We start from the raw sequence: 15,678 nt of genomic DNA on the forward strand, positions 1-15,678 counted from the left end.
GGCGTTCCGAGGAAAAGAATAAACATGGCAAGACCGCGCACCCGAATCTTGAATCTTGAACGGCCGCAACATGAGAACTACCTGCGTGGGCTAGTGGATGAGTTGGTCACGCTGGGCTACGCGGAAAAGAGCGCGGCCAGTCACCACTGGGTGGCGCGGCGGTTTTTGTGTTGGACGGAGAAACACGGCGCGGCGCGGGTGGAACTAACCAAACGGACCGACCTGGAAGCGTACCGAACGCACGTAGGTGCCGCGCCGAGCCTAAGGGACGGCGGGCCGGTGAGTGACAAAACCGTTTACCAAAATATGCGTACGGTGCAACTACTCTTTGACTACCTGCTGCGCATTGGCGCGGCCACTGCCGACCCCTTTGCCACCTTCAGGATGAACCAGCCGAAGCGGGGCGCGGCGCGGGAAATCCTGACGGCCGGAGAAGTGCGGGCGATGTACGCGGCGTGTGATCGGTTGGGAGAGCGGGCGTTGTTGAGTCTGACTTACGGGTGCGGCTTGCGGGTCGGAGAGTTAGAGCGGCTGAACGCGGAAGACGTGCGGTTGACGGATGGGCTTTTAGTGGTCGAGCGGGGCAAGAACGCTAAGCGGCGGTTGATCCCGTTGAGCGCAGGCGTACTGCGTGACCTGAAGCATTACGACGAGCGACGGACGGGGCGGGAACCGGCTTTTTTGCGGCACGGTCGGGGCGGTCGGCTGCGGGCGCATACGGCGCAAAAGTGGCTGAAGCGGTTGGCCTGGCGGGCGATGATCACCAAGGCGGTAAGCGTTCACGTGATGCGGCACAGCATCGCTAGTCATCTATTGGCCGGCGGGATGCCGGTGGAGGAAGTGCGGGTGTTTTTGGGGCACGCGCTGCTGGCCACGACGGAGCGGTACACGCGGGTGGGGATGGAGCAGCTGACACAAATCGTGGGTGATGGAACTGACTGACTACCTGCGGCAAAAGTATAGTGATCGGAGCACAGCGGGCTATCGCTACGGTATCGAAAAGTACGTGGCGGCGGTGGGTGGTAAGGCGGCGGCGCTGACGGCGGACTACGCTAAAATACTGGCTTACGTGGCTAAGTTGCGAGAAGAAAACCGGCGAGTGCGGACGTTGAAGAACTACGTTTTTGCCGTGAAGATCTACTACCATTTTTTGCGGGACACGGGCCAGCGTGACGATCATCCATGTTTACGGTTACGGCTGCGCGACGCGGTGGATCGAAGTATCCGTATTGATGAGCTGTACACGCCGGAAGCACTGGCCGGGTTGTTGGACGGTGGCGGCAGCAAGTTGGCTGGGCTGACGGGGCGTAATCGGGTGATCATTGGGCTGCTGGTGCATCAGGCATTGTTGGTTAGCGAGGTTGTAGCGTTGCGGGTTGGTGATGTCAATCTGAAGGCGGGGACCATTTACGTGAGCGAAAGCGTCGGTAACCGGGCGCGGACCTTGCCGTTAGTGGCGGCGCAGATCATGGCTTTGCACGAATATATCGAGCGTGACCGGCCGTTGCTGATTGGTAAGCACGTAGAGCCGGGGCGGTTGGTTGTCTCTCGGTTCGGTCAACCGCTGCACGGTCATGGCATTAGTCGGCTCATCAACGGACCGAAGTACAGTAGCGAGGGTAAGCGGTTCTTGCCCTTGCGTATCCGGCAGAGCGTCATCGCGCACAAACTCAAAGCTAACCATGACTTACGGGCGGTGCAGGTCTTTGCCGGCCACCGGCAGATATCGAGCACGGAGGCCTACCGCCAGGATGACTTGGAAAGACTAAAGACGGGGATAGCGCGACATCATCCGTTACGGTAACTGAATACCCAGTGACACGCCAGGAAGGACCCACCCCCGGCGCGGCGGCGTCCAAGAAACGCTACCCGCCAATGCTCCCAAAGAAGGTCGCACTGCGGGTAGCTGGCCCTTGGCCGCCGCCGCGCCTCCCACCCTTAAAGTCACAGCTGAAGCGACCCAATATCCGCCGTCCGGTTCCGCCGAAGCTCCACCGGCCGGAGGGGACCGAGCTGAAGACTTTGGGGCCGAAAACTGAGGAACGACGGACCGAACTCGAGACGGTGGACGTGACCAGCGGGACCGCCCGTCTTGCCGCCCGTCTAACACTGGGGCTAAATCGCCGCCCCAGACCCCGCGAAGCCCAGCCTGGATGTTCACTTTGGTGACATCGATGGGTGGTTAACTCCTGTAGATCGTGCGACCAAAGCGAACATCCAGTCCGGGCCAAAAGCAACGCCACCTAGTACTAAGAGACAGAGCGCCGTGGACTGTAGGTAGCTACTCCTTTTTTCTTCAATTGAAAAGAAAACTGAAGGGATGTATCTTGTGGGCGGTGCCAACGGGTGCTGGGGCTTAGTTGACTTTGCTGAGAGGTAGCGCAGAGGTGGGATAGGAAGAATCCTATAGCATTACTTACATCAATACCGGTGACACGGATCTGGAGAATTTCTTTCCTACGCTCTATCTGCCCGAAGGCTTCCTGTTTGTTCCGGGTACTTTTGAATATAATTTGGCGGGAACCACCGTCACGAACGTCGCTGACCCGAGTGAAAATACCGACAAAAGCGGTGTTAATGGAACGGCCTTTGAGTTCCCAGTTAACACCTTTCCCCGTCTGCCGGAAGGGGAGGCGCTGGTGTTGACCTTCACGGGCCGGACGGACTGTGGCGGTAAATTTGGTACCCCACTAGCAACGGAGGTCAATAGCTCCGCGGCTTGCTCTCGAGAGTTTAACTCTGACCTTAGCCGCAGTGATGCCATTCAGGTTGATGCGGGACCTGACCTTACTCCCAGTTTTACCCTCAACGTCGCTTCCACGCAGGTGAACTGTACGTCAACGGAGCCTTTGATCATTACCGCTCTTAATACGGGGAAGGCACCCTCAAGCCAATCCGAAGTATGTTTAATCCTGCCTCCGGGAATTGAGATTACGGAGGACGACATTACTTTTCTGGCCCCCACCGGCGCGGAGGTAGAAAACTTCTCCAGCACCAACCTTGGTACGAGTGGCGCCCTTCAGGTTTGTTTCGATGCGCCCTCCACCGCAATTGGTGGATTCTTCTGCTTGAGCTTGGACATAAGCGTCGACCTGGAGTGCGGCCCTGCGGATATCGCCGTCCAGGTCAACAGGACCCAAACCTTGTTCTGTGACGGCGTAGCCTGCGACGTACAGATCGTTGATGCACCAGAACAATTTATCCCACTCGAAGTGGTCCCCGGTCTCGCTATTGACGAAGCAAACGTAGTTGCAGAATGCTCCGACGAAGCTGGCATGATCAATTTGGGCTACAGCTTAGCCCTGTCGAACCCTGGAGCCAGATATACGGGAGACGTCACAATCGCCCTTTTCTACGATATTGACGGAAGCGGAGAAGTAGAGGATTCGGACCCCCTTATCGGTGAAGAAACAATAGCCGTTGACCTCGACGCTGAAAGCGAGTTGTTGCTAACGGGCTCGTTAGCGGCTTCCGCAAACGAAGCGTGCCCCGTCCTTTTGCGTGTGACCATTCCCGGCTGCGTGTGTGCGGAGGCCACCTTTAATTTACCAGATGTCTTACCGGACTTTGTGGATGACCTGGGTTCCGACGTGGTCCTTTGTCCGGGTGAAGATTACGTGATTAATGGCCTGTGTGGGGAGGTCACTTTTGAGTTGTTGCCTGCAGAATCCGGTTCCGTCGTTATCGTCGGAGATAGCCTTACCCTCAGCTTGAATCCTGGCTTTGGCGTCATCGGTCCTGTACAATTGGAAATAGAAAGCAGGATTGGCAGTTGCGTGGAGTCCACGAGCATTGTCAACGTTAGTGCACCGCTCTCCTTCGAATTTGAAGACCTTTCGTACGACCTGTGCTCGGTGGGTTGCCAGGAAGTGGACCTAGGGATTGACATTAATCTGCTAGAAGATCTAGAAGTAAGCATTTCGCCAACGCTTTACCTCGATGACCCCACCAGCCCGAGCCCCATTATTTGTGATCCCCAAGAGAGTACCACTTACACGGTCACTTATCGGCTAAACGATGATTGCGTGACTACCTCCACCTTCCGCGTGGAGGTTACGGACCCACCTTCGGCCACCCTTCGCCAACGGACGGCCTGTAGTGTTGGATTCCGCGTAAGTGAAGTCCTCACCGTTACCCCGGCTACATTGGGTGGTGAATATTCTACTGGTGGAGACGGCCGCTTCCGTCCGGCTGACGGTCGCGGTGATCTCGTCACCTATTTGCCCGGCCCTCAGGATATTAGGGCGGGTGAAGTACAACTCACCTTCCGATCTGACAATCCCGAAGGCCCCTGTGGTGGTGCCGTAGTTCGGGAAACATTCCCTATTTTATTAGTAGACTGTGGGCAGCTTCCATGGGACGGTGAACGCTAGGTGCAGCTAACCCATAATGCCATTCTCAGGGTACGATATTTAGAATATCATTCCCTGCTCCCCAAGGGATCATCGCGTTGACCAACCGTGCCATCTGAAAGTTGCCGAGATCCCGGTCGCGAATAATGGCGGGCCGCAGGATCTTTTCTTTCAGCAACTGCTCGCGCCGCACGCCCCTAAGCATCGGGTAGGCAGGCGTATACCAATGGCGCCCGTCGTACAAGGCTAGGTTTGCGTAACTGGCGTCCATCACGTAGCCGTGCTTGACCATGATTATGTCGTCACACTTCCCCCGCCGCTCGAAGAGGTGTTTGATCCCATCCCGATTGCTGTACTTGTGCCCGTAGTCCAATCCATCAGCTTTAACGACTTTGAGGGACGTGATGGGTTTGATGGAGTAGGGATGGAACTCCGCAGAAATTAGGTCTTCACCGTAAACGATCCGCAACTTATGGGTGCCCTGTTGAGGTACGTCCAGACCATCAATGATATCGCTAATCCGTAGCTTTTTGGGCTTGCCGAAACTGACTCTCCGGGCGCGGTCCAGCCGCTTCTGGTGGAGGGCCAGGTTGGAAAATTGTCCATCTTCGAGGCGGATCGATTCGAGTAACACGTGCGTTGAGTTGTGGTAGACTGGGGTTAGGAAACTAAGAAATATTTGCTCAATTATCCGGGAAAACTTCCTCGGCCACGGGGATGCGAACTTTTGCCTTGAGCTCATTAAACTCGTCCTCCCAGCGGCTCCGGGCGGTGATGCCGCCGCCGGAACGGAAGAAGAAGGTGCCGTCCTCCCGTTTTTCGATCAAGCGGATAAGCACGCAGGTATCGAGCGTACGACCATCGAAGTAACCCCCGATCCCGCAGTAGTAGCCGCGCTCTTGTAGTTCCGCCCTCCGGATAATGTTCAGGGTAGCGGGCTTGGGAGCCCCACTGATGGAACCGGCGGGGAGGAGTTTAGCGATCGTGGACCCCAATTTCGTCCGCCAATTTACCGGCAATTGTCCACTGATATTGCTGCTGGTCTGGACCAGACCCCTACGGCTCGTACTGATTTTGTGGAAGTACCGGTAGTCCGTCACGCGCACGCGGCTGGCGACCATGCTGAGGTCGTTCCGAATAAGATCTACGATGGTGGCGTGCTCCGCAATCTCTTTCTCGCTCTTCAGTAAATCGTTGCGGTCCTTCTCATTATCCAAGGCCGTCCCTTTCATCGGGCGGCTTTCAATGGTTCCCTCCGCGGAGACGGTAACGAATGTTTCGGGGCTGAAGCACGTAAATTCCTCGGGAAGGTATATCCGATACTTCGCCTGGGCTGCGTGGTACACATCCGCCAGGCCACAATTAAGTTGGATGGGAATCGGGAAGGTGAGGTTGGTGAGAAAGCTGTCGCCCCGTTTTAGGCCAGTCTGAACGACGTCAAATGCTCTACGAAATTCTTCCATCGAGGGCGGTTCCGCGTAGAGGCGAGGGCGAATACGATTATCCGCTTCAGATGGCTTAGCGGGGCTTCCGGGAAAATGAAATTCCGGAAGCTGAGGGTCATCCAACGTCCAGATGCGGGGGCCTTTTTGCTCGAAGTCGACCAGGAAAAAGCAGGGGGTGCCCAGTGCGCCGAGCCGGTCTAGCTCTTTCGCCCAGTAGTCCATCACGAGATCATTATCCTGCATGCGGCAAAGGTAACCGCCTCCGTCGCCGGTGCCCATATTTCTCGCCTATTTCTTGGCACCCGCGGCAGCGCCACCAACTTGGTCAGCTTAGCCCACGTAAATGAATAGTGGGGACGCGGCGGCACCGCGTTGGCACGCAGGTATAACAGTAGGTGACCGGCAGCCGGAGCGAATTAGCTATGTTTACGGTCACCTAAATAAACTTAAAATGATCAAGCACACCTTCGCATTTCTTATGCTCGCCAGCCTGGCCTTCACCTGTGGCGGCGGCGAGAAAACCATGGAAGAAACTTCGACCGAACCGGAAATGACCAGCAACAAAGCCATGGAATTCACCTCCCACCGGGTGGTGGACGACGCCAAATGGTGGTGGGCCCTCACCATCGGTGACGTGACGAATGACGGGCTGCAGGACGTCGTCTACATCAACAACAACGCCAACGGCGGCTACCTCGGTTACCGCGAGGGCACCCGGGATACGGGCGTCTGGAAAACGGTAATCGTCGCCGAAACGCCCCCTACCGGAGGCACTTTCGCCGCCGGAGATCTAGAAACCGGAGACATGGACGGAGATGGCGACCAGGACATCCTGGCCGTAAAGCACACCGGCGAGTGGGACGATGCCGGCGAATCCGCCGAGATCTTTTACTACGAAAACCCCAGTTGGGAAGCTCACCCAATCGGCGAAGCAAAAGACGCCGTAAAGGACCTCAGTATCGGCGATTTCGACGGCGACGGCCGCATGGATCTCGCGGTATTAACCTTCGACGAAAATAACCTCCGCATCCACCACCAACAGGCCGATGGTACTTTCAAAATGGTGCAGGACATCACCCGCGCCGGCCTCCACGAAGGCATGGACGTTGGTGATCTGGACGGAGACGGCGACGTGGACATCGCCGCCAATGGATTCATCTTCGATAACCCCGGCGGTGACCTGACGGGCGAATGGAAAGTCTCCGTCGTAGACGAAAAATGGAATAACCAGACCGGCGACTGGAGTGCGAACGGCACGAAAGAATTCATCCGCGACGTGGACGGTGACGGAACGCCCGAGATCTTCATCAGCCACAGCGAACGCGGTGGTTACCCGCTGGCCTATTACTCCCGCAACGCCGACGGTTCCTACCTGGAACACGTCGTGGTGGAAGAATTGCCCGCCGCCCACACCCTCCAGGTATTTGATATGGATCTAGACGGAGATATGGACATCGTGACCGGCATCAATTTTGCCCGCGCCGTCAATCTGGAGCCAAAGGTCGACCACTTTGAAGTCATGGTGCTCGTCAACGACGGCACCGGCCAGTTCACCCGCAAGGTCATCGACGACGAAGGCATCTACAACGGCCGCGTTGCCGATTTTGAAGGCGACGGCGATTACGACATTTTCCGATACCCCAACCACGAGGCAAAGGAGCTTTTTCTCCTCGAAAATGAAACCGTCAGCAAGTAAGCCCCAAAATAGACTAACATGAACTGGAATAAAATCATTTTGGGCGCTGCCGCAGGTGCACTGTTAGGACTGGCAAACTGTGCCGGGCCCAGTACGGAAGAATCAACTACAACGCAAGAGGCAAAACCCCTCGCCACCGACCAGTGGACGTACATCGAGGTGGATTCCACCAAAGCCATGTGGGGCGACTTCGCCGAACCGGAATGGCTCCGCTACTTCGGCCTTGCCGCCGGTGACCTCAACAAAGATGGCCACCTGGATATCGTGACCGGCCGTAACGCTTACCTCAGCCCCGGCGGCAACCTGGAGGGTGCATGGCAGAAGGTTGATCTCGGCCAAAACGTCGACGCCAACCTGGTGTACCAGGCCACCGGCGAAAAGCGCCCCCGCATCCTCGCGGAAAACCTGCCCGACGTCGTTGAGTACCAACTGCTGGAAGACGGAACTTTTAGCGAGGGTGAAATCGTCGCCCAGGTACCCGCCACCAGCCACCACAACGGACAGGGCTACAAACTAGCCGACCTGGACCCCAAGTTGGGTGACGACGAAGTGATCTACGCCAGCCAGGGCGGCCTCTACGTAATGGACCCGACGAGCGCCAAACCTTGGACGGTCACGCTAGTCGGTAAAGACGCGAGCGACGAAGGGGTAGGGGTGGCCGATATGGACGGCGACGGTGACCTGGACCTCATCTCCGGATACCGTGTCCCCGGCGCAGACGCCGAAGTACCCACCGTCGTAGTGTGGTTCGAGAATCCCGGTAAGATCACCCCCGACTGGAAGCGCCACCCCGTTGGCAACACCATCTTCGCCACCGACCGGGTAGAGGCCGCCGACCTGGATGGCGACGGCCGCACGGACGTCGTCGTAGCCGAAGAACGTTACCCCGGCCTCGAACCGGATGCCAACCTGTGGGCCTTTATGCAGTCCGACACGGGATTCGTCCGTAAAGCACTGGTTACCCAGTACTCCATGAATAATCTTTCGTTGCCGGACATCGACGGCGACGGCGATATAGACATCATCACCGCCGAACACAAGGGGCCAAATCTGGCCCTCCAGCTTTGGAAAAACGATGGATCCGGCCACTTTACGATGGAGGAGATTGACCGTGGCAAAGAATCTCACCTCGGCGCCCAACCCTACGATCTTGATGGTGATGGCGACCTCGACCTGATTAGCATTGGGTGGGACCAGCATAAGTACGTCCACGTTTGGCGTAATGATGCCCGGTAGTTCCCGTCAACATTGACCCCTAAAGTTGTATTACTTAGCTTTATCGGTGACGCTATACCTGAAACGAAGTGGTGTGGGAAAATTAGCGCGAGGTTATTTTCGTGTCTACCTAGGCAGAAAATTTAAGCATAGCCATAGCTACGGTTCAATTTTCTAACGACGGTAGACGCGAAAAGAACAAGTGATAAATTCCTAAACCACTTTGATTCAGGTATTTTCAATCTATAAACGCCTGACCCATGTTGATGAAGCTACTGACTTGCCTTTTGGCAATCCTCCTAAGCTGTACCGTACAGGCGCAAATCCTAATTAGTGAAGCCGTCAGCTCAAACGGCCAGTACGAAGATGAGGATGGGGATACGCCGGATTGGTTAGAACTTTACAACCCGGGGCCGGACATTAATTTACACGGGTACAGTCTGACTGATGAGTTGACTGAGCCAAGGAAGTGGGTGCTACCGGATATAACTGTACCAGCAAATAGTTACCAGCTCTTTTGGGCTTCCGATAAAGACCGGCGGGAAAGTCTGCACGCTTACCCACTCTTGCAGAAAGGTAGCGTGTGTCGCTACCTCTCACCAGATGCAAGCCTTCCTGGTGAATGGACGACAATTGACTATAACGATGCTGATTGGGATATCGGAACCACTGATATCGGCAGCACCCAAGCCCTGAACGTTACCACGGAGACTGGCAGGAATGTAAAATCCTTATTCCTCCGCCAAGAGTTTGTGGTGGATGATCCAACTACGATCACCCAAATGGTTGTGGACCTGGATTTTGAGTCCGGGATAATTGCTTACCTCAATGGTGAGGAGATCTACCGCTTCAACATGAGCGGTAACACAAGTCCCCAATCCTCTTCAGTTTGGGTGAGCCCTGTCCTTTCGTTAAATGCACGTCCGTTAAAGCGCGTCGTCCTTACTGGAGATGAAGCTGGCTTGGTCGCCGGAAGGAACGTGCTAGCCGTACAAGTCCATTCGGCGAATGAACGCGGTAGTAAACTCTATGCATCTACCTTTCTAACGGCTTTCACGACGAACCCTCCGCCAACCTCGTTGCCCGTTCCACCGGAGTTAGATATCTTGGCTCCTGCACCACATCTCAATTTCAAGATCAGTGCTGGCGGGGAGACACTTTACTTATTTGACCCAGAGGGTGAAATGGTTAGTCAACTATCGGTGGAGGGCTTAGCGACGGATCAGAGTACTGGATATAGCGTTGGGGTAAGCCAGCAACTTTTCTACGGTAAGGGAAGCCCGGGTTACGCAAATCCACTAACTGGTAAACCTCGAGCCCTTACCGATCGGCCGCAGTTTAGTTTGCCGGAAGGGCAGTACGGAGGTCCAGTAATACTATCCATCGCGGGGAGTGAACCCAGTCAAATAATCCGGTACACCTTGGACGGGTCAGTCCCAGTAGATTCCTCCGCTTTATATGAGGAAGCACTGACGTTAGAAGAGAATACGGTCCTCCGTGCTCGGGCCTTCGCGGATGATGCACTTCCTTCACCGGTAGCGACAGCTACTTATCTGATTGGGACCAGCCACGATATTGACGTCGTATCCCTAGTAGCCGATCCGGAGGGTCTCTTTGATCCGGTGGTAGGGATTTATTCTTTTGGTGATCACTACACCAACAATAATCCCTATTTCGGCGCCAATTTTTGGGAAGATCGGGAGCTACCCGCTACGCTATCCATTTTTCCGGAAGACGGGAGTGAAACCTTTCAGCAGGATTTGGGCGCAAAAATTTTTGGTAACTATTCCCGGGCCAACGCCCAGCGATCGTTCGCCCTCCACGCGCGGGGCAAGTACGGGGATAAGGATATGGACTATTCCTTCTTCGCAAACCGGCCCCACGATGAATACTCCGCCCTCGTCCTCAGGAACGGTGGTAACGACTGGATGCGCACCCTCTTACGGGATGCCTTCCTGACAAGCTTGATGGAGGGGACTTCGATTGACTTAGCGGCCCACCGCCCCGTTGCCACCTACCTAAACGGTCAGTACTGGGGTCTGTACAATCTCCGGGAAAAGATCAACGAAGACTTTTTGGGCCAACGCCACAACATCGATCCGGACCTGATCGATATCGTAGAAAAGAGTGGGGTCGTCGTAGAAGGTAGTAACCTGGAATACAAAGCGCTGTCTGCATACATCCGCGATAATGACTTGAGTACAGAGGACAATTACCAGTACGTCGCGGATCGCATTGACATCGAGAATTACATTCTTTACCACGTCGCCCAGATATACTGGGGTAATCGGGATTGGCCGGGCAACAACGTCAAAATGTGGCGTCCCCGCACGGAAGGGGGGAAGTGGCACTGGATAATGTACGATACGGACCTCTCCGCTGGCTACGACAACCGCACTTCTGCGACCACCAATAGCCTCCGTAATGCGCTGGTAGCCGGTGGTACCCAGTGGCCAAATCCGGATTGGTCAACCCTGCACCTGCGCAACCTGGTCGAGAACGAATCGTTCCGCCACCGCTTCATCAATCAGTTTGCCGATGAGATGAATACGCGGTTTGTACCCGGGCGAGTGATCGACCATTTAGGTGACATCAGTTCCCGCATTGCCAGCGAGATCCCCTTCACGTTTGAGCGGTGGAACCGGCCAAACGGTTGGACTTTCTGGCTATCAAAGACCAGAACTTATTTCAACCAGCGACCCCCACGGATGAAGCAATTCATCCTCGATGAATGGAACCTCCCCGCCTACCACGAGGTAACAGTACGCGTCACCGATACGCTGGAGGGCTACGTTGAACTCAACAGTCTTGAACTGCACGATACGGTTTGGTCCGGTGACTACTTTGAGTCCGTGCCCATACGGGTGAAGGCCGTTGCAAAGGACGGGTACCAATTCAGCCACTGGGAGCTTGGGTCTACGCTGGAGGCGAATGAACTAACCGTAGACGTTGTGGCACCCCACACCTTTCTTCCCGTATTCACCGAAAAGGTGGTGGGAGTGGCCGATCAACGCGCGGATAGGTCCGTTACTTTGCTTACGGATTTGACCGTTGGTCCCAATCCAACATTGGGGCTCGCCCATTGCTCGTTCAACCTTTTGCGCAGCACCCGCGTCAGCGCCCAGGTGTTGGATGTGCACGGCGGGGTACGAGTTAATGTGATTGACGCAACTCTACCAGCCGGTGAACAGCGGCTACCGGTGTATCTTGGCAATCTATCCGCAGGAAGCTATGTTTTGCGCCTTGAAGTAGCGGGAAAGGCCATCAAAACGGTCCCAATTTTCAAGCAATAGTGAGCCAGCATCTATTCGAATTATCCACGTGAAAACAATAACGGCCGAGGAGTACTTTGCGGGAAACTACCCAAGTGGCACCACGCTGTTGGACGTCCGTTCCCCCGGGGAATACACTGCCGGCAGGCTACCCGGCGCCCAAAGTCTACCCCTCTTTTCGGACGCTGAACGAGCGGAAGTAGGCACGCTCTACAAACAAACCTCGCCCGACGCCGCGCTTTTAAAAGGACTGGAAATCGCCGGCAGCAAAATGCGGTGGTTGGTCGAGCGAGCCAGGGAACTGGCGCCTGATAATAAAGCTGTAGTACACTGCTGGCGCGGTGGGCAACGCAGCGGAAGCGTCGCCTGGCTCCTCGAGCGCGCCGGGATGGACGTCACGCAACTCACGGGTGGATACAAAGGTGCGCGAACGTTCATTCGCCATTACCTGCAGCACAGTGACCACAACTTTCAAGTACTAAGCGGGCCTACCGGAAGTGGAAAAACTCAGGTGTTGCTTGCCATGGCAGAGCTGGGCGCGCACGTTATCGATTTGGAAGGCATTGCTAATCATAAGGGGTCCTCCTTTGGTGCCATCGGTGAAGCGCCTCAGCCGAGTTCGGAGCAATTTGAGAATATCCTCTTCTCCGAATTAAGGAGTATCCCACCAGGATCTACCGTATATCTGGAGGACGAAAGCCGAATGATCGGCCACGTATACATGCCGGATGAATTCTACGGCAGACTCGCCGCGGCGCCCGTTACGATGCTGGAGCAACCAAAGGAATGGCGGGTAAATAGATTGGTTGGAATTTACGGGGACGCCGATCCTGATCTGCTAGCAGGCGCCTTTACCCGCATCCGGAAAAAATTGGGTGGCCAGCATCTGAACAGCGCTCTTGAAGCCATTGAGGCCGGAGATTTGGCGACCGCAGCAAGCATCGCCCTGGTATATTACGATAAAGCATACCACCACTACGGGGAGAGGAGAAAGGCAAACGTGGTGCGAACCATCGTAGCGGAATCAGCCGATCCGCTTGCAGTTGCCCAACAGTTGTTGATGACCTAGCTACGCAAATGCGGAATGGATAAATAGCAAGCGGGGCTACCAACCTAGTGGTAGCCCCGCTTATTCTTTTGAGCAAGTAATTTGGTCTTATTGACGTACTGCTTTGCCCGTCCAGACTCGCTGGCCGGCGTCAAGTAGTTCCACGATGTAGAAACCCTTGGGTAACGCCTCGCCGAGTTGAATTTGTCCAACGTTTGCGCCTAATGTTCGGCTGCTCATTTCCCGTCCGTTGGCATCCGTGATGCGCAGCGTTAGCTCACTCGCATTGGGTGCGGCGTAGCGAACCGTGAAAGGACCGGCGGCTGGGTTCGGATATACTTCGACACCAATGCTGGGATCAATCGTATTACTGGTAGAAGTGCTTAGCTCCTCAGTCACGAAGAAGCGGTCGAAGCCCGCCTCAACGACGTGGCCGGCGCCGGGGAGGTCACTCGCGGTCACTTCGAGTTGAAGGCCGTCAACTGCCGTAGTGAAGTCCAATACCTTGAAGCTATCCTGTACCCAAGCCTGAGTGGGTTCCGTGTATTCTTTAACCAGGAAGGTCTCGCCAGTCGCCGTTTTGAGGCTGACGGTGAGTGCATCATCAGGGCTTCCGTCACCACCAAAGTTGCTGAACCAGTAACTGTAGTGTACCGTCAGTTCACTATTGGCCGGAAGCAAGGTTCCGAAGGCGGGGGACTCAAGAGTGGTCGTGCCATCGTCAACATCATCATTGCCGACACCACCGCCATCATTACCGGTGACGTAAGCCTTATCCCCTAGGTCATTATCAACGTCCGTGCCGGGGTTAGCTAGAATACTGCCGCTGGAGGTGCCGACCGGAACGCCACGTTCCCAATTGCCATCCAGCGGAGTGCCAACAACGAGGGACCAGCCCAGATCGGTAACGAAGTCATCCTGGTAGCCAGGTACGAGCGCCGCGGAAAGATTCGTCACTTCATTTGCAGCTAAGTTTGACATCTGCTGCGCCTGGTAACCCCAAGCAGAAAAGGTGACGGTGTAAGTTTGGTTATTCCGCAGGCTTACCCCAGTGATGTTACCACTAGCGTTTGTGGGTGTATCAAAATCGGTGAACTCTCCCTGAATGTTGACCAGGCCACCGCTAATGGGCATCCCGGTCTCTGCATCCGTGAGCGTAACGCCAGCATCGAAAAATTGATTGGCCTTTTGCAGCGTAGTATCCAGCTGGAGGATCTCCCCGTTGACCAAAGTGACTTCCAAGGTAAGCGGCAAGTATTCCGCTTGGCGGAAGGTTACACTGTAAGTGCCACCATCCGCAATACCGGTTTTATACTCACCAATCACCCCCGTCATTTCCTGGTTAGGTTGCGCAGCATCAATGGTAACCTCAACACCATTGACTGGGAAACCATCATCAGCATCCGTGATGATACCTTGAATTTTGGCGGCGGATTTGTAATCTACGTCGACGACGTACAAACCGGTTTGGCGATCGGACACCAGCGTCAATCCACTAGGTAGGTAGGGGTAGGCACCCCAAGCGCCGTTAAAGTCACCGTCGGCCCCAAGGAAGGTGTCGTAGTTGGCGATCTCCACGAGGTTATCCGGGCAACTCGCATCGACAACGCGGAGGCCATCCGTGTAGTAGCTGATGGATACGAAATCGCCAATCACGTGGGCATTATGCGGGATGGCACCTTTGTTAAGGGAATTAACCGGACGGTACTCATCAAGCAGCTTGATATCGTTCTTATCGGAAACATCGTAGGAAGCAACCGGGGCATTTGCCAGCTCATCAGTCGTAAAGACGTAGCGGCCGTCATCAGTGGACCAAGCATTGTGGGTAAACGAGAAGGGCGTTTGTACGCGGCCCATTTCAACGATATTGTCAAAGTCGCTCACGTCGTAAAGCGTGAGATCACCACGGTAGATCTCAGAAGCGTACATGGTGTCCTTACGTACCGTTACATCGTGGGAGTAGATAGCGGGGCCGAGTCCCACCAGGGTGGGGTTCATCGGTGTATCGTTGACGTCAAACATCATGATGCCACCGTCGCGCAAGTCGCGGGTACCTCCGGCGGTAAAGATGATACCGGTCTCCTCGTTGATGAACAGGTTGTGGGCCCGTTCAAAGCGAACGGTCTCACCGGGAATATCGTAGGTATTGCGAGTAAAGGGGACCGAATCGGGAAGAAAAGAAAGGTCAAAAGCGGTAATGCCTTCCGTGCTACCACGTTGATCCGCCACGCTGTAGGCGTAAGTGCCGAACGTTTTCATGTCGCGCCACTGGGAAAATTCACCGGGGATACGCGCTACTTCCACCACGTTACTTGGGTCCGCTAAGCTGACGAACGAGATGCCATTCACCAGGCCGACAATAGCGTATTCCGTACCGTCCGGGGCAACGTAACCCCAGATGTCGTTGACGCCCGAATCGTAGGGCAGGTTATCCATCAGGGTGGAATTCAATTGGGCGAAAGCCGTCGTGCTGGTTAGGACCAACAGAAAAAGTAAAATACGAGTCATCTGGAAGTAAGCTAGGTTAGTGGTTAGCGCGAAAGTAAGGTTATTACCCGCGCGGGGTAGGGCAGGTTCTCTGTATTTCAGAGTAAGGGCATTTAGCGGACGAAAACAGTCGCTTAAGCCACGCGTCAAATGAAGCGTCAGA

General features: G+C 55.2%; 10 protein-coding genes. 7 read left to right on the top strand and 3 right to left on the bottom strand.

Translation table 11 applies throughout. The annotated features are described in order from the left end of the window. Positions 1-24: 24 nt before the first annotated feature. The 3 genes from A3850_RS12745 (at position 25) to A3850_RS12755 (ending at position 4,373) form a co-directional block, all read left to right on the top strand. The gene (locus A3850_RS12745) at positions 25-942 is read left to right on the top strand and encodes a tyrosine-type recombinase/integrase (RefSeq protein ID WP_197494048.1); all 918 of its coding nucleotides are present in this window, start codon (positions 25-27) and stop codon (positions 940-942) included. After that, on the top strand, positions 929-1,804 hold the full coding sequence (locus A3850_RS12750) for a tyrosine-type recombinase/integrase (RefSeq protein WP_068217056.1): 876 nt from the start codon (positions 929-931) through the stop codon (positions 1,802-1,804). The genes A3850_RS12745 and A3850_RS12750 overlap by 14 nt, the downstream gene beginning before the upstream one ends. A 709-nt stretch (positions 1,805-2,513) precedes the next feature. Further along, complete coding sequence (locus A3850_RS12755; RefSeq protein WP_068217058.1) at positions 2,514-4,373, top strand: hypothetical protein; 1,860 nt, start codon at positions 2,514-2,516, stop codon at positions 4,371-4,373. A gap of 25 nt (positions 4,374-4,398) precedes the next feature. Here the strand turns inward: A3850_RS12755 and A3850_RS12760 are convergent, their stop codons facing one another. Beyond that, positions 4,399-4,986: an aminotransferase class IV gene (locus tag A3850_RS12760; protein ID WP_068217060.1), complete on the bottom strand. Its 588-nt coding sequence runs from the start codon at positions 4,984-4,986 to the stop codon at positions 4,399-4,401. Between the two features lie 49 nt (positions 4,987-5,035). Beyond that, entirely contained in the window at positions 5,036-6,040 is a 1,005-nt protein-coding gene (locus A3850_RS12765; protein WP_197494049.1) for an aminodeoxychorismate synthase component I, read from the bottom strand. Between the two features lie 208 nt (positions 6,041-6,248). Here A3850_RS12765 and A3850_RS12770 point away from each other — a divergent pair, with 208 nt between their 5' ends. The 4 genes from A3850_RS12770 to mnmH all read left to right on the top strand — a co-directional run bounded on the left by A3850_RS12770 (position 6,249) and on the right by mnmH (position 13,049). Then, positions 6,249-7,493 (top strand): VCBS repeat-containing protein, encoded by a 1,245-nt coding sequence (locus A3850_RS12770; protein ID WP_068217062.1) that lies wholly within the window; start codon positions 6,249-6,251, stop codon positions 7,491-7,493. 18 nt (positions 7,494-7,511) lie between these two features. Continuing rightward, positions 7,512-8,729 carry an FG-GAP-like repeat-containing protein gene (locus tag A3850_RS12775; protein ID WP_068217064.1) on the top strand — a complete coding sequence of 406 codons (1,218 nt, stop codon included), beginning with the start codon at positions 7,512-7,514 and terminating at the stop codon, positions 8,727-8,729. A gap of 239 nt (positions 8,730-8,968) precedes the next feature. Further along, complete coding sequence (locus A3850_RS12780; RefSeq protein WP_068217066.1) at positions 8,969-12,001, top strand: CotH kinase family protein; 3,033 nt, start codon at positions 8,969-8,971, stop codon at positions 11,999-12,001. Positions 12,002-12,029: 28 nt separating this feature from the next. Beyond that, positions 12,030-13,049, top strand: a complete 1,020-nt coding sequence (mnmH, locus tag A3850_RS12785) for a tRNA 2-selenouridine(34) synthase MnmH (RefSeq protein WP_068217068.1) — start codon at positions 12,030-12,032, stop codon at positions 13,047-13,049. 87 nt (positions 13,050-13,136) lie between these two features. Here the strand turns inward: mnmH and A3850_RS12790 are convergent, their stop codons facing one another. Further along, a complete protein-coding gene (locus A3850_RS12790) occupies positions 13,137-15,536 on the bottom strand; it encodes a choice-of-anchor B family protein (protein WP_068217069.1) in 2,400 nt (799 codons plus the stop codon). Positions 15,537-15,678 lie beyond the last annotated feature (142 nt).

It is taken from the genome of Lewinella sp. 4G2, assembly GCF_001625015.1.
Lineage (GTDB): Bacteria > Bacteroidota > Bacteroidia > Chitinophagales > Saprospiraceae > Neolewinella.

Coding starts and splice junctions, on each gene's coding strand:
- A3850_RS12750 (WP_068217056.1), top strand. CDS start 929: ATGGAACTGACTGACTACCTGCGGCAAAAGTATAGTGATCGGAGCACA.
- A3850_RS12790 (WP_068217069.1), bottom strand. CDS start 15,536: ATGACTCGTATTTTACTTTTTCTGTTGGTCCTAACCAGCACGACGGCT.
- A3850_RS12775 (WP_068217064.1), top strand. CDS start 7,512: ATGAACTGGAATAAAATCATTTTGGGCGCTGCCGCAGGTGCACTGTTA.
- A3850_RS12745 (WP_197494048.1), top strand. CDS start 25: ATGGCAAGACCGCGCACCCGAATCTTGAATCTTGAACGGCCGCAACAT.
- A3850_RS12765 (WP_197494049.1), bottom strand. CDS start 6,040: ATGCAGGATAATGATCTCGTGATGGACTACTGGGCGAAAGAGCTAGAC.
- A3850_RS12770 (WP_068217062.1), top strand. CDS start 6,249: ATGATCAAGCACACCTTCGCATTTCTTATGCTCGCCAGCCTGGCCTTC.
- A3850_RS12780 (WP_068217066.1), top strand. CDS start 8,969: ATGTTGATGAAGCTACTGACTTGCCTTTTGGCAATCCTCCTAAGCTGT.